The organism is Nonomuraea sp. NPDC050328, assembly GCF_044459405.1.
In the GTDB taxonomy this organism is placed as follows: Bacteria; Actinomycetota; Actinomycetes; order Streptosporangiales; family Streptosporangiaceae; genus Nonomuraea.
In genome coordinates, this window is record NZ_JBITIW010000001.1 from 440,583 (window position 1) to 464,386 (window position 23,804).

At 70.2% G+C, this 23,804-nt stretch carries 23 protein-coding genes and 1 pseudogene; 6 read left to right on the plus strand and 18 right to left on the minus strand.

From position 1 onward, the window contains the following. Window positions 1-87: 87 nt before the first annotated feature. The 8 genes and pseudogenes from ACIBG7_RS01990 to ACIBG7_RS02025 form a co-directional block, all read right to left on the minus strand. Window positions 88-363 (minus strand): annotated as a pseudogene (locus ACIBG7_RS01990) (IS5/IS1182 family transposase); the annotation flags it as partial. A gap of 96 nt (window positions 364-459) precedes the next feature. Further along, window positions 460-975 carry a carboxymuconolactone decarboxylase family protein gene (locus tag ACIBG7_RS01995; RefSeq protein WP_397334871.1) on the minus strand — a complete coding sequence of 172 codons (516 nt, stop codon included), beginning with the start codon at window positions 973-975 and terminating at the stop codon, window positions 460-462. A 42-nt stretch (window positions 976-1,017) separates the two neighbouring features. Beyond that, window positions 1,018-1,392 carry a hypothetical protein gene (locus ACIBG7_RS02000; protein WP_397334872.1) on the minus strand — a complete coding sequence of 125 codons (375 nt, stop codon included), beginning with the start codon at window positions 1,390-1,392 and terminating at the stop codon, window positions 1,018-1,020. 46 nt (window positions 1,393-1,438) lie between these two features. Next, window positions 1,439-2,944 carry an alpha-amylase family glycosyl hydrolase gene (locus tag ACIBG7_RS02005; RefSeq protein WP_357917235.1) on the minus strand — a complete coding sequence of 502 codons (1,506 nt, stop codon included), beginning with the start codon at window positions 2,942-2,944 and terminating at the stop codon, window positions 1,439-1,441. 3 nt (window positions 2,945-2,947) lie between these two features. Continuing rightward, window positions 2,948-3,874 (minus strand): carbohydrate ABC transporter permease, encoded by a 927-nt coding sequence (locus tag ACIBG7_RS02010; RefSeq protein WP_397334873.1) that lies wholly within the window; start codon window positions 3,872-3,874, stop codon window positions 2,948-2,950. A 1-nt stretch (window position 3,875) separates the two neighbouring features. Continuing rightward, the gene (locus ACIBG7_RS02015) at window positions 3,876-4,742 is read right to left on the minus strand and encodes a sugar ABC transporter permease (RefSeq protein WP_357917229.1); all 867 of its coding nucleotides are present in this window, start codon (window positions 4,740-4,742) and stop codon (window positions 3,876-3,878) included. Further along, window positions 4,742-6,106 (minus strand): ABC transporter substrate-binding protein, encoded by a 1,365-nt coding sequence (locus tag ACIBG7_RS02020; protein WP_397334874.1) that lies wholly within the window; start codon window positions 6,104-6,106, stop codon window positions 4,742-4,744. The genes ACIBG7_RS02015 and ACIBG7_RS02020 overlap by 1 nt, the downstream gene beginning before the upstream one ends. 180 nt (window positions 6,107-6,286) lie before the next feature. Further along, a complete protein-coding gene (locus ACIBG7_RS02025) occupies window positions 6,287-7,270 on the minus strand; it encodes a LacI family DNA-binding transcriptional regulator (protein ID WP_357917223.1) in 984 nt (327 codons plus the stop codon). Window positions 7,271-7,589: 319 nt separating this feature from the next. Here ACIBG7_RS02025 and ACIBG7_RS02030 point away from each other — a divergent pair, with 319 nt between their 5' ends. After that, window positions 7,590-8,318: a hypothetical protein gene (locus ACIBG7_RS02030; RefSeq protein ID WP_397334875.1), complete on the plus strand. Its 729-nt coding sequence runs from the start codon at window positions 7,590-7,592 to the stop codon at window positions 8,316-8,318. A 104-nt stretch (window positions 8,319-8,422) separates the two neighbouring features. Here the strand turns inward: ACIBG7_RS02030 and ACIBG7_RS02035 are convergent, their stop codons facing one another. Then, entirely contained in the window at window positions 8,423-9,148 is a 726-nt protein-coding gene (locus ACIBG7_RS02035) for an SDR family NAD(P)-dependent oxidoreductase (protein ID WP_397334876.1), read from the minus strand. Between the two features lie 53 nt (window positions 9,149-9,201). Between ACIBG7_RS02035 and ACIBG7_RS02040 the strand changes: the two genes are divergently transcribed. Then, a complete protein-coding gene (locus tag ACIBG7_RS02040) occupies window positions 9,202-10,431 on the plus strand; it encodes an MFS transporter (RefSeq protein WP_397334878.1) in 1,230 nt (409 codons plus the stop codon). A 164-nt stretch (window positions 10,432-10,595) separates the two neighbouring features. Further along, entirely contained in the window at window positions 10,596-10,991 is a 396-nt protein-coding gene (locus ACIBG7_RS02045; protein ID WP_397334879.1) for a hypothetical protein, read from the plus strand. Here ACIBG7_RS02045 and ACIBG7_RS02050 read toward each other — a convergent pair. The 5 genes from ACIBG7_RS02050 to ACIBG7_RS02070 all read right to left on the minus strand — a co-directional run bounded on the left by ACIBG7_RS02050 (window position 10,937) and on the right by ACIBG7_RS02070 (window position 16,610). Continuing rightward, window positions 10,937-11,674: an SRPBCC domain-containing protein gene (locus tag ACIBG7_RS02050; RefSeq protein ID WP_397334880.1), complete on the minus strand. Its 738-nt coding sequence runs from the start codon at window positions 11,672-11,674 to the stop codon at window positions 10,937-10,939. The two genes, ACIBG7_RS02045 and ACIBG7_RS02050, sit on opposite strands and share 55 nt — an antisense overlap. 161 nt (window positions 11,675-11,835) lie before the next feature. After that, window positions 11,836-12,477: an ArsR/SmtB family transcription factor gene (locus tag ACIBG7_RS02055; RefSeq protein ID WP_397334881.1), complete on the minus strand. Its 642-nt coding sequence runs from the start codon at window positions 12,475-12,477 to the stop codon at window positions 11,836-11,838. Window positions 12,478-12,508: 31 nt separating this feature from the next. Then, complete coding sequence (locus tag ACIBG7_RS02060) at window positions 12,509-13,147, minus strand: maleylpyruvate isomerase family mycothiol-dependent enzyme (RefSeq protein WP_357917204.1); 639 nt, start codon at window positions 13,145-13,147, stop codon at window positions 12,509-12,511. A gap of 749 nt (window positions 13,148-13,896) precedes the next feature. Continuing rightward, window positions 13,897-16,107, minus strand: coding sequence for an ATP-binding cassette domain-containing protein (locus ACIBG7_RS02065; RefSeq protein ID WP_397334882.1), 2,211 nt, complete (start codon window positions 16,105-16,107; stop codon window positions 13,897-13,899). 56 nt (window positions 16,108-16,163) lie between these two features. Next, entirely contained in the window at window positions 16,164-16,610 is a 447-nt protein-coding gene (locus ACIBG7_RS02070; RefSeq protein WP_397334883.1) for a hypothetical protein, read from the minus strand. 196 nt (window positions 16,611-16,806) lie between these two features. On the opposite strand from ACIBG7_RS02070, the gene ACIBG7_RS02075 reads away from it, so the two are divergent. Together ACIBG7_RS02075 and ACIBG7_RS02080 are read left to right on the plus strand one after the other, a co-directional pair. Then, on the plus strand, window positions 16,807-17,205 hold the full coding sequence (locus tag ACIBG7_RS02075) for a hypothetical protein (RefSeq protein ID WP_357917198.1): 399 nt from the start codon (window positions 16,807-16,809) through the stop codon (window positions 17,203-17,205). Between the two features lie 102 nt (window positions 17,206-17,307). Further along, the gene (locus ACIBG7_RS02080; protein ID WP_397334884.1) at window positions 17,308-17,493 is read left to right on the plus strand and encodes a DNA-binding protein; all 186 of its coding nucleotides are present in this window, start codon (window positions 17,308-17,310) and stop codon (window positions 17,491-17,493) included. Window positions 17,494-17,794: 301 nt separating this feature from the next. On the opposite strand, the gene ACIBG7_RS02085 is transcribed toward ACIBG7_RS02080, so the two are convergent. The 4 genes from ACIBG7_RS02085 to ACIBG7_RS02100 form a co-directional block, all read right to left on the minus strand. Further along, the gene (locus ACIBG7_RS02085) at window positions 17,795-18,469 is read right to left on the minus strand and encodes a helix-turn-helix domain-containing protein (RefSeq protein ID WP_397334885.1); all 675 of its coding nucleotides are present in this window, start codon (window positions 18,467-18,469) and stop codon (window positions 17,795-17,797) included. Between the two features lie 62 nt (window positions 18,470-18,531). Further along, window positions 18,532-19,365, minus strand: a complete 834-nt coding sequence (locus ACIBG7_RS02090; protein ID WP_357917190.1) for a carbohydrate ABC transporter permease — start codon at window positions 19,363-19,365, stop codon at window positions 18,532-18,534. After that, complete coding sequence (locus ACIBG7_RS02095) at window positions 19,362-20,249, minus strand: carbohydrate ABC transporter permease (RefSeq protein ID WP_397334886.1); 888 nt, start codon at window positions 20,247-20,249, stop codon at window positions 19,362-19,364. The genes ACIBG7_RS02090 and ACIBG7_RS02095 overlap by 4 nt, the downstream gene beginning before the upstream one ends. A gap of 1 nt (window position 20,250) precedes the next feature. Further along, complete coding sequence (locus ACIBG7_RS02100) at window positions 20,251-21,630, minus strand: hypothetical protein (protein ID WP_357917186.1); 1,380 nt, start codon at window positions 21,628-21,630, stop codon at window positions 20,251-20,253. A gap of 59 nt (window positions 21,631-21,689) precedes the next feature. On the opposite strand from ACIBG7_RS02100, the gene ACIBG7_RS02105 reads away from it, so the two are divergent. Then, window positions 21,690-23,798: an ATP-dependent RecD-like DNA helicase gene (locus ACIBG7_RS02105; protein ID WP_397334887.1), complete on the plus strand. Its 2,109-nt coding sequence runs from the start codon at window positions 21,690-21,692 to the stop codon at window positions 23,796-23,798. Window positions 23,799-23,804 lie beyond the last annotated feature (6 nt).

Below are 23,804 nucleotides of genomic sequence, written 5' to 3' on the forward strand. Positions count from 1 at the left end.
GTCCTCTGGCAGCTCGCCCCACCGAGGCACCGCGGTTGCCTACGGCAACCTGCGGCCGGCCGCTGGTTATGGCCGTTCCCGGTTTCGGAGCACGTGGCGCAGGCGGGTGCAGTCGTTGACGTTCCCGCCGGTAACCAGGGAGGCGAGCGGCCGGCCCTTGCCGTCGCACGCCAGGGGGATCCTGCTGGTCAGTCCGCCACGGGATCGTCCGAGTGCGCGATCTGCCCCTTGGCCGGGCCCTCCTTTCACGCTCCGGCCGCGTGCTGATGCGCGCGGACGATGGCGGAGTCCACCGCGACCAGCCGCCTGGACGGCCTGCAGCATACGGATGAAGGTGCCGTCCAACGGCCGGCGCCGAAACCGGGCGCCGGTCATCCTCGCGAGGACGACCACGCCGGCCAGTGGGCAATAACCCCTAGAGCGCATCCCACTCCGGGTCAGGCAACTCATGACGACGGATCAGACGCGGAAGACGCGCATCTGGAGGGCGAGCAGGCTGTAGTAGCCGACCAGGGTGGTGAGTTCGAAGATCTCGCGTTCGGCGAGCAGGGTGTACTGCTCGTCGTCCAGGTCGCCGGTGGTGAGCAGGGCGCGGGTGACCGTGAGGACGGCGTCCTCGTACTCGTCGCCCACCGGGCCGCCGGAGTCGACGGCGTCGAGCTGGGCGGCGGTGCAGCCGAGGGCGGAGGCCAGGCGGCGGTGGGTGGCGGCCTCGAAGGGGCTGCGGCAGTGGGTGGCGATGGCCAGGGTGGCCAGTTCGCGGGCCCGGTCGGGGAGGCTGGAGTGGTAGCGGAGAGCGGCGCCGAGGGCTTGGAGCGGGTCGCCGACGGGCGGGCTCAGCAGCATGGCCGGGAAGGGGCCGACCAGACTGCCGTCCGGGGCGAGGACGGAGGTGCCGCGGGGGCCGGTGGTGAGCCGGTCGACGAGGGCGCGGGCTTCGGGGGTGTCCGGCGGCTGGGGGCTGAGGCGGCTCACGGGGGCTCCTGGGTCAGGCGGCGGGGACTGGGAGGCGGAAGGTCAGCGCCACTTGGAGACGATCCAGGCGCACAGTTCCGGTTCGCTCATCTCCGGGAAGTCCGCCGCGAACACGGCAAGGGCCCGGAGCGCCTCCTCGCGGTCGAAGCCGCGGTGGTAGGCCTCCTGAAGGTACTCCTGCCGCGCAAGGGTCGGCCGCCCGCCGCCGACCCCACGGCCGGGGAGGCTGGCACGCCAGGCGGAGATCTCGCTCAGCCGCCAGGGCCGCCAGCCGGGCGCGCCGTCGAGGTCGATGTCGGGTTCGGGAAAGGCGTGCTCGGACCCCGCGGGGTGGCGAGCACGCCATTTGTGGACCGCGTGGCGGCTCACGCCCAGCGCTTCGGCGAGTCCGAGCATGCCGAGATAGCGGTCAGCCATGAGCCGCCCCTTCCAGCCAAAAACATTGTCTCCTACAGAGACCAGGTTACGCCAGAAGCCAGGCCGTCGTGTCCGAAGGCAGCACACCGCCGTCCACCGGCCCGCTGGCCAGGAGGAGCCGGCTGTGCGGCGGGAGCCGTACCGGATCGGGACCGAAGTTGACCACGCAGGTCACCCCCGACTCCCGGGCGAAGGCCAGCACCCGCGGGCCGAGGTCGAGCCAGCTCAACGTGCCGTCGCCGAGCAGGCCGGCGCGAAGGCGAAGCGCGGTGCGGTAGAGGGTGAGCATGGAGCCGAGGTCCTCGGTCTGCGCCTCGACGGTGAGCTTGCGCCACTCCTCCGGCTGCGGCAGCCAGGGCGTGCCGGTCCCGAAGCCGAAGGGCGGCTCGTCCCCCGACCAGGGCAAGGGAACGCGGCAGCCGTCCCGGCCGGGGTTGGCGCCCTTGGAGCGGAACCACATCGGGTCCTGGCGGGCGGCCTCCGGCAGGTCCTCCACCTCGGGCAGGCCCAGCTCCTCGCCCTGGTAGACGTACACACCGCCGGGCAACGCCATGGCCAGCAGCGCGGCGGCCCGGGCCCGGCGGTAGCCGAGGGCGAGGTCGGACGGCACGCCGTGCAGGGCGCCGCCGTGCGCGAAGGAGGTGTCGGCCCTGCCGTACCTGGTCACCGGGCGGGTGACGTCGTGGTTGGACAACACCCAGCTCGCCGGCGCGCCGAGCGCGAGGGCGGCGTCGACGGAGCGGCGCAGCGCATCCGGGTCCCACGGGCAGGCCAGGAAGTCGAAGTTGAAGGCGGTGTGCAGCTCGTCGTCACGCAGGTAGCGGCCGAAACGCTCCTGGTCGGGCAGCCAGACCTCGCCGATGAGCACCCGGTCGCCGGGATAGCTGTCGGACAGCTCGCGCCAGGAGCGGTAGATGTCGTGCACGCCGTCGACGTCCTCCCAGGCCTCCTCCGACTTGACCAGCAACGCCGCCGAGTCGATGCGGATGCCGTCGGCGCCGCGGTCGAGCCAGAAGCGCAGCACGTCGAGGAACTCCTGGTGCACCTCCGGGTTGGCCCAGTTGAAGTCGGGCTGCTCGGCGGCGAACAGGTGGAGGTACCACTGCCCGTCGGCCACCTGCGTCCAGGCCGGGCCGCCGAAGATGGACTGCCAGTCGTTCGGCGGCGTGTCGGCGAAGTGGAAGCGGTCGCGCTTGGCCGGGTCGGCCAGCGCCTCCTTGAACCAGTCGGACTCGGTGGAGCCGTGGTTCGGCACGATGTCGATGATCACGCGCAGGTCGAGGGCGTGGGCCTCGGCGATGAACGCCTCGGCCTCCGCCAGCGTCCCGAACTCCGCGGCGATCCGGCGGTAGTCGGCCACGTCGTATCCGCCGTCGGCCATGGGCGAGGCGTACCACGGGTTCAGCCAGACGGCGTCGACCCCCAGCTCCTTCAGGTACGGCAGGCGTTCCCGGAGCCCGGCGAGGTCGCCGATCCCGTCGCCGTTGCCGTCGGCGAAGCTACGCAGGTACACCTGGTAGATCGCGGCCCCCCGCCACCACGTTTGCGGCATTGACTACCCCTTGAGGCTTCCGGCGGTGAGTCCCGCCATGATGTGTCGCTGGAAGATGAAGAACACGATGATCGTCGGGATTCCGGCCAGGACGAGCCCGGCCATCACGGCGTTCTGGCCGACCGCGCCGGCGGTCTGGGACAGGCCCACGCTGAGCGTCATGTTCTCGCTGTCGGACATGACCAGCAAGGGCAGGACGAAGTCGCGGAAGGCGTTGACCACGGTGAAGATGGAGACGACGCCGAGGATGGGCCGCGAGACGGGCAGGATCACCGACAGGAGCACCCGCACGGGCCCGGCGCCGTCGATCTGGGCCGCCTCGACCAGCTCGCGCGGGATCGAGTCGAAGAAGCGCTTGAGCAGGAAGATGTTGAACCCGTTGGCCGCCGCGGGGAACCACAGGCCCCACGGGTTGTTGAGCAGGCCGAGGCTCTCGATCGTCACGTAGGTCGGGATGAGCACGACCATGGGCGGGATCATCAGCGTCGCCAGCATGGCGCCGAGGATGACGTTGCCGAACATGGGCCGCAGCTTGGACAGGGCGTAGGCGGCGCTGACGTCCACCGCCATGGTGAAGAGCCAGCCGCCCAGCGCGTAGAAGGCGGTGTTCTTCAGCAGCAGGCCGATGTCGAAGAGCTCCCACGCCTCCGCGAATGCCGAAAAATCGGGATCTGCGGGGATGAGGGTGGGCGGCATCTGCGCCAGCTCCTCCGGGGTCTTCATCGCCCCGGTGATCATCCAGTAGAGCGGGAAGACGAAGGCCAGGGTGAAGAGCACCACGGTGGCGGCCAGGACCGCCCAGTAGATCCGCCGGCCCCACCGGCTGTTGAGCTGGTGCGGCGAGACGATGGTGCGGAACTGCACCTCGATCTTCTTGGGGCTCTTCACCCGCCGGCGCCTCGCCCGCCGCGGGACGGCTAGGTCCGCCATGTCACACCTTCTCCTCGCGCGTCAGGCGCAGTTGCACCGCCGCGAAGGCGAGCAGAGCGATCATGAGCATCATCCCGAGCGCCCCGCCGGCGCCGTAGTTGCCGCCGTAGACGAAGGCGTACTGGTACATCAGGTACGCCACGGTGAGCGTCGCGTTCTCCGGACCGCCGCCGGTCAGCATGTACGGCTCGATGAAGACCTGCATCGTCGCGACGATCTGCAACATCAGCATGAGCAGCAGGATCAGCCGCGTCTGCGGGATGGTGACGTGCCGGATGCGGCGGAAGATGCCCGCCCCGTCCAGCTCGGCCGCCTCGTACAGGTCGGAGGGGATGTTCTGCAGGGCGGCCAGGTAGATCAGCGTCGCGCTGCCCATGTTCATCCAGGTCGAGACGATGACCAGGGAGATCAGGGCGGTGTCGGCCGAGTCGAGCCAGGCCAGGGCGGGCAGGCCCACGCCGTCGAGAAGCTGGTTGAACAGGCCGGGCCCCGGGTCGAAGAACCACCGGAACAGCAGCACCGCCACGATCGGCGGGAGCATGACCGGCAGGTAGACCACGAACCGGAGGTAGGCCCTGGCGTGCCGCAGCTCGTTGAGGACGAGGGCCACCACGAAGGGGACCACGTATCCGCACAGCAACGCCAGGGCGGTGAACTTCAGCGTGTTCAGCCACGCCTCGCCGAAGGCGGGATCCTGGACGACGGTCCTGAAGTTGTCCAGGCCCACCCACTCCGGCGGATCGACCAGGTTGGTCTTCTGGAAGCTGAGGACGAACTCCTGCACGATCGGCCACCACGCGAAGACCGCGAAGCACGCCAGCGCCGCGCACAGGAAGCCGTAGGCCGTCAGGTTCTGCTTGAGCCGCATCAGCTCTTGGCGGCCAGCATCGCGTTGGCCTTCGTCTCGGCGTCGGCCAGCAACTGGTCCACGTCGGCGTCCTGGCGGCTCAGCACCGCGGACATCGCCACGTCGAGGATGGCGTAGAGCTCCTGCGCGTGCGGCGGCTCCATCTTGGGCTGGATGGTCGCCGAGGCGTCCACGTACGTCTGGTAGTTCTCGACCGGGAGCGTCGCCCACTTCTTGCGCTCGGCCTGGATCGCCTGGCCGGTGGGCGAGGCGCCGAAGACATCGTTGTCCGGCACACCGACCGGGTTGCCCATCGCCTTGCCGCGCTCGAAGTTGAAGCGGCCCTTGCCGACGGTGTTGTACTGGAAGTTCACCCACGCCAGGCCGGCCTTGGCCTCCTCGGGGGTGGCCTTCGGGTTGATCATGAACGCTTCGCCGCCGGACAGGGAGTACTTGGCTTCGGGGAAGCCGGTGATGCCGTAGTCCTCCTTGCTGCCCTTGAACTTGTTGACCACGTCGGTCACCACGTCGGGCGCGCCGAGCATCATGCCGACCTTGCCGCCGCCCATCGCCTGCATCAGCGCCTCCCAGCCGTTGTGCAGCTTGGCGCCGGTGCTGTTGTCGGTCCAGCGCAGCTCCTTGAGGAACTGCAGGGTGGCCTTGCCCTCGGGCGAGTTGAACGCCACGGTCTTGCCGTCGGGGTTGACCATCTCGCCGCCGCGGCCGTAGATGGCCTGGTTGAAGTGCCAGCCGCCGGTGTTGCCGCCGGAGTACTCGCCGTAGCCGACGTGGCCGGGGCCGAGCGCGGCGATCTTCTTGGCCGCGTCGCGCACCTCCTGCCAGGTCTTGGGCGGGCTGTTCGGGTCGAGGCCGGCCTGGGTGAAGAGCTTGCGGTTGTAGACGAGGCCGACGCTGTAGTGCACGTTCGGCACGCCGTACACCTTGCCGTCCTTGGTGACCAGGTCCTTGACGTCCTGGCGGAGGTCGCCCCACGTCTTGATCTCGCCGGTGTACGGGGTGATGTCCAGGGCCTGGCCCTGGCTGATGACCTGCTGGTACGTGGTCACCGGGACCACGAAGACCGTCTCCATCTGGCCGCCGGCCAGCTTCGGGCCGAAGGTCTTGGGGTCGAAGCACGGCTGCTGGTCGGTGCTCTTCACGGTGACGTTCGGGTACATCTTCTGGAACTCGGCCACGTCGTCGTCCCAGGCCTTGCGCTGCGCCGGGGCGGTCTTGGCGGGCTGGCAGGCGACCGTGATCGACACCGGCGCGGCGGCGCCCGCCGAGCCCTGGGCGGCGGGCTTGGCCGGCTCGCTGCTGGAACCGCACGCGGCGGCGCTCAGCCCGAGTCCGGCCACGAGGACGAACCTCAACGGTCTGTTCATTGGCGCGACCTTTCTGGCAGGGGGAGCCCTCACCATAGGCTTGGCGACAGGTGGACGCAATATCTCGACTGTGCACTGCAAAATAACGACTTCATTGCGGAAGTACGGCTCGCGCAAGCCGTTTGCGTGACATGACGAAAGCGCCTGCCGGAATCCGGCAGGCGCTTGGCGGAGCAGGGGTCAGCGGGCGCGGGCGGTGGAGGAACGCACCACGAGCTCGGGGTCGAACAGCAGCTCCTCGGCGGGCACCTCGGCCTTGTCGATCTGGGCCACGAGCAGCTCCACGGCGGCCCGCCCCATGGCGTCGATGGGCTGGCGCACGGTGGTGAGCGGCGGGTCGGTGCAGTTCATCATCGCCGAGTCGTCGTAGCCGATCACGGAGACGTCGCCGGGCACCGACAGGCCGGCTCGCCGTACCGACCGGACCGCGCCCAGCGCGAGCACGTCGCTGGCGCAGACGACGGCGCTCACACCGCGCCGGAGCAGCCGCGTGGTGGCGGCGTGCCCGCCCTCCAGGGAGAACATCGAGTGCTCGACCAGGGCCGGGTCGACCGAGTCGCGCACCGCGCGGTACTTGCGGCGCGAGGGGATGTGGTCGCGCGGGCCGAGCACCATGCCGACCCGCTCGTGGCCGAGGGCGCGCAGGTGGGCGAGGGCGATCTCGGCGGCGACCGCGTCGTCGCAGGAGACCTGCGGGAAGCGCAGCTCCTCGACGGCGGCGTTGATCAGGACGGTCGGCAGCCGGCGCTCCTGCAGCAGCTCGTAGTGCGCGTGCGCGGCGTCGGCCTGGGCGAACTGGCCGCCGGCGAAGACCACGCCGGAGACCTGCTGCTGCAGGAGGAGGTCGACGTACTCGGCCTCGGTCACCCCGCCGAGCGTGCGGGTGCACAGCACCGAGGTGAAGCCCTGCTGGGCCAGCGCGCCGCCGACCACCTCGGCGAAGGCGGGGAAGATCGGGTTCTGCAGCTCGGGCAGCACCAGGCCGACCAGCCGGGCGCGGTCGCCGCGCAGTTGCGTGGGCCGCTCGTAGCCGAGCACGTCGAGGGCGGTGAGCACCGCCTCCCTGGTGGCCTCGGAGACGCCGGGCTTGCCGTTGAGCACCCGGCTCACGGTCGCCTCGCTCACGCCGACCTTCTTGGCCACCTCTGCGAGTCGTCTGGTCACTCGCAAATGGTACGGCGGTGCACGCAAGTTCTTGCACTCGCTTGCGGTCACGATTCGGCCTCCGCGCGGGCCATGAGCGGGCCTTGGAGCGCGCCAACCAGGGGAAAGCCCAGATGGGAACGATCTTTAAGCCGGTGGGCCTGCTTACGGACGTCCGAAATTAGGGTTACGGATTTTTGAGATCTTCCCCCAGGTCAGACGAATGATCAAAAACTTCCTGTCACTTGCGTCAACCTTTCCCCAATTTTCTGCCTCAAAGTAGATAGAGGGTCGGCAGTCCCGGCCGGCCCGCAGTACGGGGAGAGGAATCAGCACCCTCATGAAGAAGATGACTGCCGCACTGGCATCCGCCGTGGTGGGCGGCGCCCTGCTCGTTACGGGCGGAGCTGCCAACGCCGCGACCGATCCCTCCGTGGAGATCGTCGACATCGCACCGAACCCGGTCGTCGTCCCGAAGACCGGTGAGATCGTAGTCAAGATCACCGTCGAGACCTCGCCCGATGTCGACAAGGTCGAGGTGTCCGTAAAGCCGAAGGACGCGCAGGCTCGCACCCTGTCCGCGAGGAACATCACTCAGGACAAGTGGGTCTTCTCCGTTCCGTTCAACGCGGGCGACCCGGCCGGCAAGTGGCTGGCCACCGCCGTCGGCACGGACAACGAGACGGGCAAGAAGGACAGCGACAAGGCGACCTTCGCCCTGGAGGTCCCGAAGAGCAAGCTCGACACCCGCTTCAAGCGGTTCTCGGCCGACCCCGGCACGGTGAAGAAGGGCAAGAAGATCTACTTCTCCGGCCGGCTCCAGGCGCATGACGACGCGTGGGGCGGGGTCGAGGACGCCGAGGTCGAGATCTACTACCGCGCCAACGGGCACAGCGGCTGGAAGTACGTGACCTCCACCGACACCGACGAGAACGGTAAGTTCTACGCCAAGACGAAGGCTTACCGCAGCGGCACCTTCAAGGCCGTGTTCGACGGTGACGACGAGCTCAACGGCTCCGCCAGCAACTACGACTACGTCCGCGTGGTCCGCTGGTACCACCACCGCTGACCTGACCGCGTCCGGCCGGTTCTGACCGGCTGAAGCGCTCCGAAGGCCCGGCTCGTGCATGCGAGCCGGGCCTTCGCTTTTCCACGACGCCGCTGTCCACCTGCTCAGGGGCCCGGGCGGGCCTCGGGGTCCAGGCCGAGGGCGGCGCGGCCGCCGTCCACCGGGAGCACGGCGCCGGTGACGAAGCTCGCCGCCTCCGACAGCAGGTAGGCCACCACGTCGGCCACCTCGCCCGGCTCCGCCGCACGGCCCAGCGGTTGCAGCCGGGCCACGTCGGCGGCCGCCTCCGTCCCCCGCTCGTCCAGCAGGCCGGCGTACCGCTCGGTCGCGACGGTGCCGGGGGCGACCGCGTTGACCCGGATGTTCCGCCTGCCGTACTCCACGGCCAGCGCCCTGGTCAGCCCCTCGATCCCGGCCTTGGCCGTCGCGTACGGCAGGGCGCCGGGGACGGGCCGGGCGGCCTGGTGCGAGCTGAGGTTGACGATCGCCCCGCCCCGGCCGGCGGCCAGGAAGCGCCGGACCGCGACCGAACAGCCGGTCACCGCCAGGCGCAGGTTGGCGGAGATGAGCGCCAGCACCTCCTCGGGCGGGGCGAGATGGAGGCTGGCGTCCTTGAAGACGGCCGCGTTGTTGACCCAGCCGGCCAGGGGGGCGTGCTTCTCGGCCAGGTCGGCGGCTTGCTCGGCGATGTGGGGGTCGCCCGCGTCCCCGAGCACCGACAGGCCCTCGGCCGGGACGGTGTCGATGACCACGACCGTGCCTGGGAGACGACGGGCGATGGCCTGGCCGATTCCTTGGGCGCCTCCGGTGACGACATACGAGCTGCTCATACCGTGACGATAGTCACGATTTTTCGGCATTTCCGGGGGGCAGGGTCCTTCATGTGCGGACCACCGACGTCAGGCTGGTCGCCGCTCTGGCGGTGACCCAGACCATCGGCTTCGGCGTCCTTTACTACGCTTTTTCGGTCTTTCTCACCCCGATGGCTCGTGACCTGGGCACCGGCGTCGCCCAGCTCACCGTCGGGCTGACCCTGTCCGTGCTGGTCTCCGGCCTGGCCGCCCCGGTCGTCGGGCGGCTGCTCGACCGGCGTGGTGGGCGAGGGGTCATGACCGTCGGCGCGCTCCTGGGGACCGTCGCGTTGCTCGCCTGGTCGCAGGTGCGGTCGCCGCTTCAGCTCTACCTGGTGTGTGTCGTGCTGGGGCTTGCCTCGGCGATGGTCCTGTACGAGGCGGCCTTCGCGGTGGTCATCGCCTGGTTCGACGCCGCCCGTCGTTCCCGTGCCCTGCTCGCGGTCACCATCGTGGCGGGCTTCGCCTCCACCGTCTTCCTGCCGCTCACCGGGGTGCTCGTCGAGCGGTACGGCTGGCGGCAGGCGTTGGTCGTGCTCGCCCTTGGCTACGGGGTGACCGCGGTGCCCTTGCACGCCCTCCTCCCCACGACTCCCCGCCGGCCTCTGCTCCGTCGCCCGCCGTCCCCCTCCCCACCGCCCGGACTCCACGAGAAAGCGGGTGGCTCGGCGGGTGCCGGTGTCGTGGAGGTCGGGGTGAGGGCGGCGGTGCGGGGGCGGCCGTTCTGGTTGCTGACCGCGGCCTTCCTCACCCAGACCGGCGCGGTGGCGGTCGTGGCGGTCCTCCTGGTGACCTACCTGATCGCGCTCGGCCACTCCCCCGTCTTCGCGGCCACCGTCGCGGGCCTGCTCGGCGTGCTGTCGGTCACCGGGCGGCTGGTGACCACCGGGTTGCAGAGCCGCTGGCCGATCTCCCTCATCACCGCCGCCGTCTTCGCCGTCCAGGGCTTGGCGGCACTGGCCCTTCCGGTGGTCGGCCGGAGCCCGGTGGGCGCGGTCTGTGCGGTGGTCGGGTTCGGCCTGGGTTTCGGGGTGGCCACCATCGCCCGCCCGGCCCTGCTCGCCGAGCGGTACGGCACCGCCGCCTACGCCTCGATCAGCGGGGCCACCGCGCTGCCCATCTTCGCCGCCAAGGCGACCGCCCCGCTCGCGGCGGCGGCGACCGCCCAGGCGGCGGGCTACCCGGTGGTCATGTGCGCGGTGGCCGCAGCCTGCCTCCTCGGGACGCTGACCTTGCTCGCCTACCACCGCCACCACCCCTGACCAACCCCGCCACCACCCCGACCGGCCCCCGGCTCCGGGCTCCAACCCCCGCCGCAGGTCCCCGGTTCCCGACCCGGGGCCGTGGTTCCCTGCCACCGAGCCTCCGCCGGGCCAGAACGGGCGTTCGCCTGCGGGCCACGGTGGCGACATGTCAGCCTTTGAAGGTGTTCTTAGGGAAGCGCAGCCCGTTCCTGGTCTTGGGCGCGGCGGCACTGGCCGCCCTCCCGCCCCTGCTGAACCCGGCCATGCCCTGGGCCTGGACCCCCTGGCTACCCGACTCGACCCTGCGCACCCTGGCCGGCCTCGGCCTGCTCGACCCGCTGATGGTGGCCGATCTCCTCACCGGGTCCGGCCTGAGCGGCCTGGTGGCGGTCGTCGCGCTCCTGCTCGGACACCGCAAGACCGCCCTGGCCGTGCTGCTCCCCTGCGCCGCCGTCAGCTTCGGCGTCGGCGGGGCCGCCCTGCCGTACGGGCTGGCCCTGACCGCGCTGGCGGCGCTGGCCGGTCACGCGTACGTGCGCCCGAGCCACTCGGTCCAGTACCGCTCGGCCTCCTTCTGATCGGCGTCCGCGGCGAACAACCGGTTCTCGACGTCCACGCCGTCGGGCTTGCCGTGGAAGCGGTAGAGCGCGTCGCCGGTGCGGACACCCAGGAAGAACCCGTAGAAAGCGGGCGGGACGACATAGTCCACGACGCCCTCCTCCCCGTGCGGCAGCCGTACCGTCGCGCCCGGCTGCGGCATCTCGCTCAGTCCGAGGGCCTCGGCGAAGCGCGGCCAGATGTCCTTCCCGCCCTTGGGCCCCTCGGCCAGCACGTAGACCGCGCGACGGCCGGGGAAGTAGCGGAGGTACTGGTCGAGCGTGTGCAGGTACTGGTCCCAGCCGTGGCTGGTCATGGCCTCGTACTCGTCGCCCCAGCCGTCGCCCAGGTGGCCGCTGTGCACGAAGGTCAGCAGGGTCGTCCCGCCGTCGCGGCCCTCGATCAGGTACTCGTACGCCATCGTCGTGCCGTCCTCGCCCGGCGTGCCCTCGACCACCAGGCGCTCGCCCGGTTCCCAGGCGGTGATCGTCGACTCCTCGCGGTAATGCTGGACCACCAGGCGCAGCACACCGCCCTGGCCCGGCTCGACCTCGAACGGGAACAACCAGGAGCTCAGCCCCGGCCCGGTGGCGATCGCCGCCCACACCTCCTCGGGGCTGGCGGGCAGTTCCACCTGCTTGCGGATCTCGAATTCCTTGGCCATCTGCTGGCTCCTTCCCTGCGGATTACCCGTCTTGTGGCTCTTCGCCTGTCGTGTGCACGACTTCTGGCCGCGTGCCCGGCTTCCGGCGGTACGGCTGTCGCGTGCCCGGCTGTTGCCTACTCGGCTTCCGGCTGTACGGCTGCCGCGCGCCCGGCTGTTGCCTACTCGGCTTCCGGCTGTACGGCTGCCGCGCGCCCGGCTGTTGCCTGCTCCGCTGCCGGGTGTACGGCTCGCGGATGTACGGCCAGCAGGAGCCGGTGAGGCCGCCCGCCTTCAGCCGTCGTGTCGTGATATTTGCTGATCAGCGCAGCCGTAGCCGCCGCCAACTCCTCCGCGAACGCCGCCCGATCCCCGGCGCTCGCGAACCGCACCTCGGCATCGAGCGCGAACGTCCCGACCTTCTTGCCGGCCCGATGAGCCCCGGTCAGCAGCAGCCCGACCTCCTTGATCATCCGAGCGCCCAGCGCCAGCAACCACCGCGCCGACAGCCGATCCGGCGCCTTGTCCGGATCCGGCTCCACCGCGGCCAGCGCCGAGGGCGAGATCACGTACGAGGCGGCGCTGGCCCGGAGCATCCGTTCGGTGCAGTTGCCCTTCCGGCGCTCCTCGACCAGCTCCACCAGCCCGTGCTGCTCCAGGATCCGGAGATGGTAGTTGACCTTCTGCCTCGGCAGGCCCACCTTGGCGGCCAGGGTCGTCGCCGACCCCGGCCCCCCGGCCAGTTCGGCCAGCAGTCGTGCCCGCACCGGGTCCAGCGAGACCTCCGCGGCCTGCGCATCCTCGATCACCGCGACGTCGAACATGCCCTCACGATGCCACCGACAAATTTTTCTGTCAAGGCAATCGGGATCGTCGGCCGAGGTACGCGAGCAGTTCCTCGCTCTTGCCGGCCCCCACGCTGACCTCGACCTTCGCCCCGAACCGCAGCGGCCGATCCTCGTCATCGATCAGTACCGGCGCCAGATCCAGCAGCTCGCCCGCCAGCCCTTCCGGCAGTGGACGATCCGTCCCGCACGCCCTGGCGACGTCCCAGCCGTGTACCGCGATCTCGATCGCCCCCACCGCCGCCACGGTCATCGCGGTCAGCGGACACCCGCCGACGGTGACCGTGCCTTCCTCCCCCGCGTACGCCCACTCCCCCAGCAGCCGGCAGGCCCGCAACCGGATGTTCGCCACCGGATCCGGCACCCACCCGTTGTCCCACGGCTCCCCGGCCCCTTGCGGTAGCTGGTCGGCGGGTGGTTCAGGGGCACGATGGCGGCCCCTGTGCACCGGGCGGGGCTCCAGGGCGATCTCCCCCAGCCCCGCGGCTTCGCTCAGCGCGGCCAGGGAGTCGTCCATGTGCACCAGCAGGTCCACCAGCCGCCACCCCCGGCACGGTGTCGCCCGTCCGAACGCCTCGGGCGTCACCAGCACCAGACTGCCAAGCGTGTAGGAGATCGCGCGTTCCAGTAGCGCGAGTCCCCCCGTCACGGCGTTCCGATGTACCCGCCGAGCATCGGCCTCACCTCCCCTTGCCTTTGTAGACGTTCACGTCGCCGAAAAGTCATCGGCTCGCCGGACTAACCGGACACTTACGCTTCCGTCACCTGTCGGGCGGTGCCACGAGGCAGGGGTGGCCGAGCCGCTCGACCTGGAGGGCGGCGTCATGATGCAGAGGTGGCCACGCTGCTCCACCTAGTGGACGGCGTCACCATGCGGGGGTAACGGAGCTGCTCCACCCGGTGGGGTCCATCACCATGCAGGGGCGACAGAGCTGCTCCACCCGGAGGGCGGCGTCACCCCGCGGGCATGACGGAGCTGCTCCACCCGGTGGACAGCGTCACCACGCGGGGACGACCGACGTGCCTGACCTGGCGACCGGCCTCACCTTCCCACCGGCCGCGACGGTGCCCGAGCGACCGGACCCGCCTCCCGCTGGCCGCAACGATGGCCGGGGGCCAGCCGGGTGGGTGGTTGCCAAGCGACCGCACCCGCCTCTGGCTGGCCGCGGCGTTGACTAGAGCGGCTGACCAGCGGGTGTGGTGGCGGCCCGGCGCGGTGGCGGCGGGGGCCGGGCTACCGATGCGGTGGTGGCCGGGCGCTGGCTAGCCGGGTGTGCAGGGTGGCCGGGAGGCCGGCTAGGCGCGGTGTTCGCCTCGCGCGGTCGGCGGGGGCTCTGGTAAGAGGGCGGCCACCAGGCTTCACCTGGTGGCCGAGCTAGTTCTGCTGCTTCGGCGTCGTCAGGCCTCCAGTTTGAGGTGGTGGCCCGTGAGAGAGCCGGGGAAGGAGCGCAAGTCTTCCGGGGTGCCGGTGAAGATGACCTGGCCGCCATCCCTCCCGCCGCCGGGGCCGAGGTCGATGACCCAGTCCGCCTGCCGTACGACATCGAGGTTGTGCTCGATGACGACGACGGTGTTGCCACGGTCGACCAGGCGGTTGAGCAGGCCGAGCAAAGTGTCGACGTCGGACATGTGCAGGCCGGTGGTGGGCTCGTCGAGGACGTAGACGCTGCCGGTGCGGTGGAGCTGGACGGCGAGTTTGATCCGCTGCCGCTCACCCCCGGACAGGCTGCTGAGGGACTGGCCCAGGCTGAGGTAGTCGAGGCCGACGTCGGCGAGCGCCCGCAGCTTGGTGAGCAGGGCCTTCTCGGTGAAGAACCCGAGCGCCTCCTCCACCGAGAGCTCCAGCACGTCGGCGATGGACTTGCCGCGCAGGGTGTGCGCGAGCACGGACTCCTTGAAGCGGCGGCCGTCGCAGGAGGCGCAGTGGGTGGTGATGGGGTCCATGAAGGCCATCTCGGTGATGATCACGCCCCGGCCCTGGCACTCCTCGCACGCGCCGGTGGAGTTGAAGCTGAACATCCCGGGCGCGACGCCGTTGGCCTTGGCGAAGAGGGTACGGATCGGGTCCATCAGGCCGAGGTAGGTGGCCGGGGTGGATCGTGACGAAGCGCCGATCCCGGACTGGTCGACGAAGATGGTGTCGGGATAGGTCTCGACGAAGACGTCGATGAGGCTGCTCTTGCCCGCCCCGGCGACGCCGGTGACCGCGGTGAGCACGCCGGTGGGGATGTCCACCGAGACGTTGCGCAGGTTGTGCAGCCGGGCGTCGACGATCGGCAGCTTGCCGTCCGCGACGCGCACCTGCTCCTTGAACCCGACGGTACGGCGGAGCCCCCGGCCGGTCTTGGTGTCGGCCTGGCGCAGCTCGTCGATGGTGCCCTGGAAAACGATCTCGCCACCGTGCACGCCCGCGCCGGGGCCGACGTCGACGACGTGGTCGGCGATGACGATGACGTCGGGGTCGTGCTCCACGACGAGCACCGTGTTGCCCTTGTCACGCAGCTCGCGCAGCAGGTCGTTGAGGCGGCCGACGTCATGGGGGTGCAGGCCGATGCTGGGCTCGTCGAAGATGTACGTCATCCCGGTCAGCGTGTTGCCGAGGTGCCGCACCAGCTTGAGGCGCTGTCCCTCGCCGCCGGAGAGGGTGGCGCTGGGCCGGTCGAGGCTGAGGTAGCCGAGGCCGATCGCGGCCACGCGCTCCAGCGCGGTGCGCGCCGCGTTGCCCTCCGGGACGAGCGGCAGCAGGTCGGCGATCTGCAGGCGCGACCAGTCGGCGATGGTGCGCCCGTCGATGCGCGCCTCCAGCGCCGCCGGGCCGAGCCGCGCGCCCTCGCAGGCCGGGCAGACGCCCTCCTTGATGAAGCGCTGGATCTGCTCGCGGGTGCGCTCGCTCAACTGGCTCGTGTCGCGCTTGAGTGCCTGCCTGGTGAACTTGGTGACCAAGCCCTCGTAGTTGACGCCGAAGCTGCCGTTCTTGAAGGACACCTCGACCTTGCCGCCGCTGCCGTGCAGGAAGTCGGCCAGCTCCGCCTCGGTGAAGTCTCTCAGCGGCTTGTCGGGGTCGAACCGCAGGCCGTACACCTGCCAGTCGGGACCGCCCACCTTGTAGTTGGGCAGCAGGATCGCGCCCTCGTTGAGCGACTTGTCCCGGTCGATCATCAGCTCGACGTTGGGCACCACGCTGCGCCCGAGACCATCGCATTCCGGGCACATGCCGGTGGGGTCGTTGAAGGAGAACAGGTTCGCCGGCAGGCCGCTCGCGCGGGAGAACAACGCCCTGATCACCGGCAGGATGTCGGTCATCGTGCCCACCGTCGAGCGGCTGCTGCCGCCGACCGGCTTCTGGTCGACGATCACCGGGGTCGTCAGGTTCTCCACCACGTCCGCGTGCGGACGCTCGTATTTGGGGAGCTGGTTGCGGATGAACCAACTGAAGGTGCTGTTGAGCTGGCGTTGCGCCTCGACCGCCAGAGTGTCGAACACGATCGAGGACTTGCCCGAGCCCGAGACGCCCGTGAAAACGGTGATCTTGTTCTTCGGGATCTCCAGGGAGACGTCCTTGAGGTTGTGCTCGCGGGCGCCGACGATCCTGATGCTCTCCACATTCATGGCGCTCAGTGTGCCGGGTCCCACCGACAAAACCGCTCCCTCGACCGGGCGGGGGCTCAGAACTGGGCGGCCGGCTCGGCGGGAGCCCCGGCCAGCCTGGCGGCCAGCGGCGGGTCGGCGGCGACGGCCGCGCTGACCGCCGGGTCCGTCCGGGCCAGGAAGGCCAGGTGGCGGATGGCGTGCGCGGTCACGTTCCCCAGAGCCAGTACGGCAGGCCGCGGCGTGTCGGCGCTCTCCCCGAAGGCGACCGCGGCCTCGTCCAGCCCGCGCGCCCCGGCACCCGGACGCCGGTCGGGGTAGGCGGCATAGGTCAGGATCACGCCCCGGCCCAGCTCGTGCCGCCAGCTCGTCGAGTGCAGGATCGCCGGGCCTTCCGCGACCTCGCGGGCCACGTCGCAGGGCGAGTCGCCGTCTTTAAGGAGCTTGGACTCCGGCCGGTAGGCCCAGCCGTCCTCGGTCACGCGCAGCACGATCACCTCGACAGTGACGGGCGGACCGCTCACTCCTGCGCCTCTCTTCCTGTTGCGACTCGATCGCAACAACAGTAGCAAGTGCGGTTGGGCGATTACTCAGGGTGCGGTCTGGTCGAGGGATCACTCCGAGTGCGGATGCTGATGAGTGATTACTCAGGGTGCGGATTCTGTCGCAGGCGGCTGATACATGTGGTGGCTCCTACCCCCCGACTCGATGGAGGTCCCCATGGCCGCCGAGGCTCTCGCCCTGCACGTCTCCGAGAACGGACGTCGTTACGACCTGTGCGCCGATGTCACCGACAGCGGTGACCTGCGGGTTCAGGTCACCGGCTCTGACGATGCCGGGCTGCCCATCGCCTCGCTGTCCGGGCATGTGCCTGTAGGCGAGTTGCGTGTTCTCTCGCGGCTGCTCGGTGCGGCCGCCTCCGCGGGTGGTCGTCCTGCCCGGCACCCGAACGCCAACCAGCCGTGGACGGAGGAGGATGAGCAGTGCTTGCGTGAGCTTGCCTCGGCCGCTGATGCCAGTATTTCGGGGCTGATGGATGCTTTCGGGCGGAGTCGGTGGGCGATCGAGGCTCGGCTGGCACGGCTGGGGATCGGGGGTGAGCTTCCGTATCGGCGGTGAGCTTCCGTATCCACGGGAGGCTGCCCATTTGGCCGCGGGCTTTTCAACGGCGGTGGCTTCCGTGACGGCCGGACTGTCGGTGGGGTCTGGCACGCTGAGGCCATGACGCCGCTGCCCAAGATCGGCCGCCCTGCCACGCAGGCCCTTGCCCTTGTCGGTTACACCCAGCTCGAGCAGCTCAACGGGGTCAGCGAGAAGGATCTGCTGGCCTTGCACGGGGTTGGGCCCAAGGCGGTCCGTATTCTGCGAGAGTCGCTGGCCGAGCACGGGCTGGCGTTCCGTCCCTGACAGGGCCCTTCTAACTCACCGGACCCGGTCGGACGCAGCAGAGGCGGGGCTGACCGGGTCAGAGGGCTGGGTGGGCCCCAAAGGGTGCGGGTCTTCCTGGGAAAGGGTGCGGGTCCTCCGGGGAAGGGGTGCGGGTCCTCCAGGGGAGGGGTGGCGGCTTCCCACGGGTGCGCGGTCCTCTGGGCCTTGGCAGGTCCTCCAGGCCGTGGCGGGTCCCCCGGGATGCGCGGGTGCTCCGGGGTGCGCGGGTGCTCCGGGGTGCGCGGGTGCTCCGGGGTGCGCGGGCTGGGGTGGACTTGGGTCAGGCGTAGCGGTGTTGGGCGAGGGTGCGTTCGATGCGGCGCGATTCGTCCTGGGGGCCGGGCACGTAGAACGGGCGGCCGTCGCGGCCGAAGGTGATGGCGGACGGGGGCTCCCACTCGCCGAGGTGGGCCGTGGCCTCCGGGGTGAACTCGTCGTGCGGTTCGAAGCCGAAGCCCTTGGCGTACTCGACCGACCCCAGGACGATCTGCCGGGCCAGGTCGAGCGGAACGGCCTGCCAGGCGGCGTACTCGCCGAAGAAGTACTCACGGAAGCGGCTGAACTCACGCTCGTCCATGATCTGCGGCCCCATGGCGCCCTTGACGCCCAGGCACCACACGTCGGCGAGGTAGCCGCAGACGGCGACCTTGTCGAACCCGTGGCGGCGGGCGACGAGGACGCTGACCATGCCCCCGGTCTCCTCGTGGCCGGGCAGGTCGTCGGTCCAGCCGAGGGCGGGGTCGAAGGAGAGGCCGACGCTCCAGCCGGCGTTCGCCCAACTGCCGAGGAGTTCGCCGGCCGTACTCCCGGTCTCCTGGGCGGTGGCGGCGGCGACGGCGCGCACCAGCGGGGCGACGGCGGCGGGGGCCAGGCCCAGGGTCCGGGCGATCTGCTTGGGGGACTTGCCCTCGGCCCGCAGTTCGCGCACCCGGTCCAACAGTTCAGCTTGCTCCATGGAAGGAGATAGTAGGGCGAGTCGGTGGTGGTCGCCGGTGGCGGGCCGTACCGCGAGAAGGGTCAGTTGCGGCTGCCGGTGGTGGCGATGCCGCGGATGAAGTGCCGTTGCCCCAGGAAGAAGAGCACGACCATGGGCACCGTGGCGATGACGCTGGCGGTCATGACGATCTCCCAGTGCCACTCCCCGCCGAAGCCGTAAGCGTCCAGCAAGGACTTCAACCCCCGCGGGATGGTGAAGGTCGAGGAGTCCCGGAGGTAGATGAGCGGCCGCATGAGGTCGGTCCAGGCGGCCTGGAACTCGAAGAGCCAGGTGACCACGATCGCCGGCCGGCAGAGCGGCAACGCCAGCCGAGTGAAGATCACCCAGTTGCCGGCCCCGTCGATCTTGGCGGCCTCGAAGGGGTCACGCGGCAGCCCGAGGAAGAACTGCCGGAGAAGGAAGATGTAGAAGGCACTGCCGAAGAGGTTCTGGGCCCAGAGCGGGGTGAGGGTGCCGACCATGTCCAGGGAGTTCCAGATGAGGTAGGTCGGGATCATGGTCACCGCCCCGGGCAACATCATGGTCGCGAGCACGATGCCGAAGAGCAGGTTGCGCCCGGGGAAGCGGAAGTAGGCGAACCCCCAGGCGACCATGGCGCTGCTGATGGTGACCGCGACGGCGGCCAGGACGGTGACGAAGGCGGTGTTGAGCAGCCACACCCCCATCGGCGCCTCCTGCCACACCTTGAGGTAGTTGTCGAAGGTGAAGGTCTCGGGGATGATCCGGTGGTCGAAGACCTCGCCACGCGGTTTGAAGGAGGCGCTGAGCAGCCAGACGAAGGGGTAGATGAACGCGATGGAGACCAGCGTGAGCAGGCCCCACTTCAGCGTCTTGAGCAGCGCGCGGCCGTTCATGTCCGCGGCCCCTCGTAGTGCACGACCCGCCGGCTGACCAGCACCTGCACCGCGGTGATCGCCATGATCACGACGAAGAGCACCCAGGCCATGGCCGAGGCGTACCCCATGTGCAGGAACTCGAAGGCCTGCTGGAAGAGGTAGATCACGTAGAACAGCGCGGCGTCGTTGCTGTAGGTGGTGTTCCCGGAGCCGAAGAAGGCGGTGTAGGCCTCGGTGAAGGACTGCAGCGCGTTGATGCTGTCCACGACGACCAGGAAGAAGAGCGTCGGGCTGATCATCGGCAGGGTGATCCGGGTGGTCCGCCGCCACCAGCCGGCCCCGTCGACCAGGGCGGAGTCGTACAGCTCCTGGGGTACGGCCCGCAGCGCGGCGAAGAGGATGATGACCGAGGCCCCCACGGTCCACAGGCTCATCAGCACCAGCCCCGGCTTGATCCAGGCGGGGTCGGTGGTCCAGGCCGGCCCCTGGATGCCGAAGATGCCGAGGAAGCTGTTGATCAGCCCGTTCTGCCCGTTGAAGAGCATCAGCAGCAGGATGCCGACCGCGACCGGCGGCGTCATCTTGGGCAGGAAGAACACCGTGCGGAAGAGCCCGGAGGCGCGCACGGCCGAGTTGAGCAGCAGGGCCAGCGCGACCGAGACGAGGAGTTGGGCCGGCACCGAGAGGGCGGCGAAGATCAGCGTGTTGCGGAAGGCGAGCCCGATCTTCGGGTCCTCGAAGAGCTGCCGGTAGTTGTCGAGCCCGACGAAGTTCGGGTCGTTGATCACGTCGTAGTCGGTCAGCGAGAGGTAGCCGCTGTAGAGCACGGGCCAGCAGGTGAAGATGAGGAAGCCGGCGATCCACGGGCTGATGAAGAGCAGCGCCGCTCTGGTCTCGCGCATCTCAGTCGGTTCGTTTCGCCCAGCTCGCCCACGCCTGGTCGAGCGCGGTCTGCGCTTCCCGCTGCGCCCGGTCGAGGGCCTGCTGGGGCGTCTCCTGGCCGTTGAGCACCCGGTTGGCCGCGTCCTGCCAGGCCTTCTTGAACTCCTCGCCGGCCGGGTTGGCGGGCATGCTGAAGCTGGCGGCGTTGGCCTCGTACATGGCGCGCACGCCGGAGTCCCAGGGTTCGCCGGCGCTGGTCACCATGGTCTTGACCGCCTCGTCGGCCCGGGTGTTGGCGGTGAGCAGGCCGGTGAAGGCCTTGTTCTCGGCCTTGCGGGCGGCCAGGCGCTTGTCGGCGGCGGCCTTCCAGGTGTCGACGAGCGTCATGGTCTTGGCGAAGCGGCAGGCGGCCGCGGCGTTCTTGGCGCCCTTGGGGATGGCCCAGGCGTTGCCGTTGGTGTAGGCCAGGGGCTTGCCCTGCCGGTCGCGGAAGGCGTCGAAGGCCAGCGGTTCCTTGGGCGACATGTTGTTGAGCACGTTGAGGTACCAGTGCTCCATCGGCATCGCGCCGAGCTGCTTCTCGGCGAACTGGTTGCCCTTGCCGAAGAAGTCGGCCGAGTCGCGCAGCGCCTTGACCTTGGCGAAGCCGCCCTGGGCGGTGTAGATGCCGGCCGCGAAGGTGAGCGCTTCGACGACCTTGGGGTGGTTGAGCTGCGCGGTGCGCCCGTCGGCCGACAGCAGGTCGGCCCCGTTGGCCTTGGCCCAGAGCGGCAGGAACTCCGGCAGCTTGCTGTCGAAGCCGATGACCTTCAGCTTGCCGCCGGGCGCCTGGTGCAGCTTGCCGGCCGCGGCGGTGATGGCCTCCCAGTTCGAGCCGTTGACGTCGGCGACGGTCAGGCCCGCCTCCTTGAGCAGGCCGGCGTGGGCCATGGTGAGCTGCGGCTGGTTGAACTCGGGGATGGCCCAGACCTGGCCGCCGAGCGTGACCTGTTGCAGGGCCGCCTTGCCGTACATGCTGGTGTCGATCTTCTCGCCGGCGATGCAGGCGGTCAGCGGGATGATCGCGCCGCGGGAGGCGAAGGTGCCGATCTGCTCGCGGCTGGCGTTGATCAGGTCCGGCGGGGTGCCGGAGGCGACCGACGACAGGAACTGCTGCAGGTCGAGGTCGCCCTCGACCAGCTTGACCTGCGCGCCGCCCAGCGCGGCCTGCGCGAGGTCCTTGCGGGTGGTGGCGATCTCGTCGACGCCGCCGAAGCCCATGACGGTCAGCGTGCCGGTGTGCTTGGCGGCGGGGTCGAAGCTGCCGGCCGCCTGCGGTGCGTTCTGCCCGCCGGTGCCTTTGGCGCATCCGGTGAGCAGCAGTCCCAGGGCCAGGGCCCCACAGGTTAACCGCGTTTTCATGCGCGCTTCATGCCCAGGAGGCGAGCGCTCACACCCGGCGCGTGCCGTACTGTTCTTCCGTGGAGGCCTCCGTCGAACAGCTCGTCTACGTGCGGGAGGACGAGTACACCGTCGCCCGCGTGAGCGTCGACGGGCAGCAGTCGTTCGTCGCCGCGGGCCGGGCGCTGGCGGGGGTGCAGCCGGGCGAGCGGCTGGAGCTTTCCGGCGAGTGGGAGGAACACCCGCGCTTCGGACAGCGGCTGACCGTGACGGCCTGTGAGCGGGTCATGCCGTCGACGGTCCGGGCCATCCAGCTCTATCTGGGTTCCGGTCTGATCCGCGGCATCGGGCCGCGGCTGGCGCACGCGATCGTCGACCATTTCGGCGCCGACAGCCTGACCGTCATCGACACCCAGCCGCAGCGGCTGGTCGAGGTGGTCAACATCGGTCCGGTACGGCAGCAGCAGATCGTCGAGGCGTGGCGCGAGCAGCGCTCGATCGCCGCGCTGATGGTGACCTTGCAGGGCTTCGGGGTGAGCTCGCTGCTGGCCGCGAAGATCTTCCAGGTGTTCGGCGCCGACGCCGAGACCGTGCTGAAAGAGGACCCGTACCGGCTGGTGGGCCGGGTGCGGGGCATCGCGTTCGCCACCGCCGACCGGATCGCGCTGCGCTCGGGCGTGCCGGAGAGCAGCCCGCAGCGGATCAAGGCGGCGCTGGTCGACCGGCTGGAGTCGGCGGCCAGCGGCGGCGGGCACTGCTACCTGTCGCCGACCGCGCTGGTCACGCAGACGGTCGAGCTCCTCGAACAGGACGAGGAGGCCGTGCGCGCGCAGCTCGACGCGCTGCGCGCCGAGCACCGCGTGGTCGCCGAGCCGGACGCGGTGTTCCTGAAGGAGCTGCACGGCCGGGAGGTCAAGCTGGCCGCCGAGCTGACCCGGCTGCTGCGGGCCCGCTCGACGTTGCGGCTGCGCCTGTTCGAGGACGACGCGAGCCTGCACGAGGACCAGCAGACCGCGGTGAACATGGCGCTGACCAGCACGGTGTCGGTGCTGACCGGTGGGCCGGGCTGCGGCAAGAGCCACACCGTGCGGATGATCGCCGCGACCGTGCGGGCGATGGGCGGCTCGGTGACGCTGGCCGCGCCGACCGGCAAGGCGGCCAAGCGGCTGTCGGAGCTGACCGGGCTGCCGGCGATGACCGTCCACCGCATGCTGGGCTTCGAACCCGACCCCGAGGCGCTGTTCGACCAGCTTCCGGTGCAGGCCGATCTGGTCGTGGTGGACGAGGCGTCGATGCTCGACCTCGGGCTGGCGGTCCGGCTGTGCTCGGCGATCCCGTCCGGCAGCCACCTGCTGCTGGTGGGCGACAGCGACCAGCTGCCGAGCATCGGCCCGGGCAGCGTGCTCGCCGACCTGCTGCGGGTGGCCGAGGTCCCGCGGGTACGGCTGACGCACGTCTTCCGGCAGGCGGAGGGCAGCTCGATCGTGCGGGCGGCGCACGACATCCGGACCGGGCAGCTCCCCTACCTTCCCGGCGGCGGCGGGTTCTGGTTCGAGGAGGTGGACGATCCGGCGCGGGCGGCGGACCGGGTGGTGGAGCTGGCCACCGAGGCGATCCCGCGCAAGCAGGGCGTCGACCCCGCCCGCGTGCAGGTGCTGTGCCCGATGCGCAAGGGCCTGGCCGGGACGGCGGAGCTCGGGCGGATGGTGCAGGAACGGCTCAACCCGCCCGCCGAGGGCAAGGCCGAGCACTGGGCGGGCAGCAACGTCTACCGGGTGGGCGACCGGGTCATGCCGATCCGCAACAACTACGACAAGGGCGTCTTCAACGGCGAGACGGGGGTCGTGACCGCGATCTCGGCCGAGGAGCGCACGGTCGAGGTGCGCATCGACGACGGCGAGACGGTTAGCTACGGCTTCGACGAGCTCGACGACCTGACCCAGGCCTACGCGATCAGCGTGCACCGGGCGCAGGGCAGCGAGTACCCGTTCGTGGTCGCGCCGCTGGTGGTGGAGGCGGGCGGGATCATGTTGCGGCGGCGGCTGCTCTACACGCTGGTGACCCGGGCGAAGTCCTGGGTCGTGCTGGTGGGCCAGCGCAAGGCGCTGGAGCTGGCGGTGGAGCGGATCGGCGGGCGGCGCAACACCGCGCTGGCGGCGCGGCTGGAAGCCACCCTGGCCGCGGGCTGACCTCTA

Excerpts from the sequence above, each read along its gene's own strand:
- ACIBG7_RS02030 (WP_397334875.1), top strand. The coding sequence starts at position 7,590 with ATGAAGAAGATGACTGCCGCACTGGCATCCGCCGTGGTGGGCGGCGCC.
- ACIBG7_RS02015 (WP_357917229.1), bottom strand. The coding sequence starts at position 4,742 with ATGCGGCTCAAGCAGAACCTGACGGCCTACGGCTTCCTGTGCGCGGCG.
- ACIBG7_RS02090 (WP_357917190.1), bottom strand. The coding sequence starts at position 19,365 with ATGAACGGCCGCGCGCTGCTCAAGACGCTGAAGTGGGGCCTGCTCACG.
- ACIBG7_RS02080 (WP_397334884.1), top strand. The coding sequence starts at position 17,308 with ATGACGCCGCTGCCCAAGATCGGCCGCCCTGCCACGCAGGCCCTTGCC.
- ACIBG7_RS02085 (WP_397334885.1), bottom strand. The coding sequence starts at position 18,469 with ATGGAGCAAGCTGAACTGTTGGACCGGGTGCGCGAACTGCGGGCCGAG.
- ACIBG7_RS02035 (WP_397334876.1), bottom strand. The coding sequence starts at position 9,148 with ATGAGCAGCTCGTATGTCGTCACCGGAGGCGCCCAAGGAATCGGCCAG.
- ACIBG7_RS02005 (WP_357917235.1), bottom strand. The coding sequence starts at position 2,944 with ATGCCGCAAACGTGGTGGCGGGGGGCCGCGATCTACCAGGTGTACCTG.
- ACIBG7_RS02050 (WP_397334880.1), bottom strand. The coding sequence starts at position 11,674 with ATGGCCAAGGAATTCGAGATCCGCAAGCAGGTGGAACTGCCCGCCAGC.
- ACIBG7_RS02075 (WP_357917198.1), top strand. The coding sequence starts at position 16,807 with ATGGCCGCCGAGGCTCTCGCCCTGCACGTCTCCGAGAACGGACGTCGT.
- ACIBG7_RS02000 (WP_397334872.1), bottom strand. The coding sequence starts at position 1,392 with ATGGCTGACCGCTATCTCGGCATGCTCGGACTCGCCGAAGCGCTGGGC.
- ACIBG7_RS02055 (WP_397334881.1), bottom strand. The coding sequence starts at position 12,477 with ATGTTCGACGTCGCGGTGATCGAGGATGCGCAGGCCGCGGAGGTCTCG.
- ACIBG7_RS02065 (WP_397334882.1), bottom strand. The coding sequence starts at position 16,107 with ATGAATGTGGAGAGCATCAGGATCGTCGGCGCCCGCGAGCACAACCTC.
- ACIBG7_RS02100 (WP_357917186.1), bottom strand. The coding sequence starts at position 21,630 with ATGAAAACGCGGTTAACCTGTGGGGCCCTGGCCCTGGGACTGCTGCTC.
- ACIBG7_RS02020 (WP_397334874.1), bottom strand. The coding sequence starts at position 6,106 with ATGAACAGACCGTTGAGGTTCGTCCTCGTGGCCGGACTCGGGCTGAGC.
- ACIBG7_RS02010 (WP_397334873.1), bottom strand. The coding sequence starts at position 3,874 with ATGGCGGACCTAGCCGTCCCGCGGCGGGCGAGGCGCCGGCGGGTGAAG.
- ACIBG7_RS02095 (WP_397334886.1), bottom strand. The coding sequence starts at position 20,249 with ATGCGCGAGACCAGAGCGGCGCTGCTCTTCATCAGCCCGTGGATCGCC.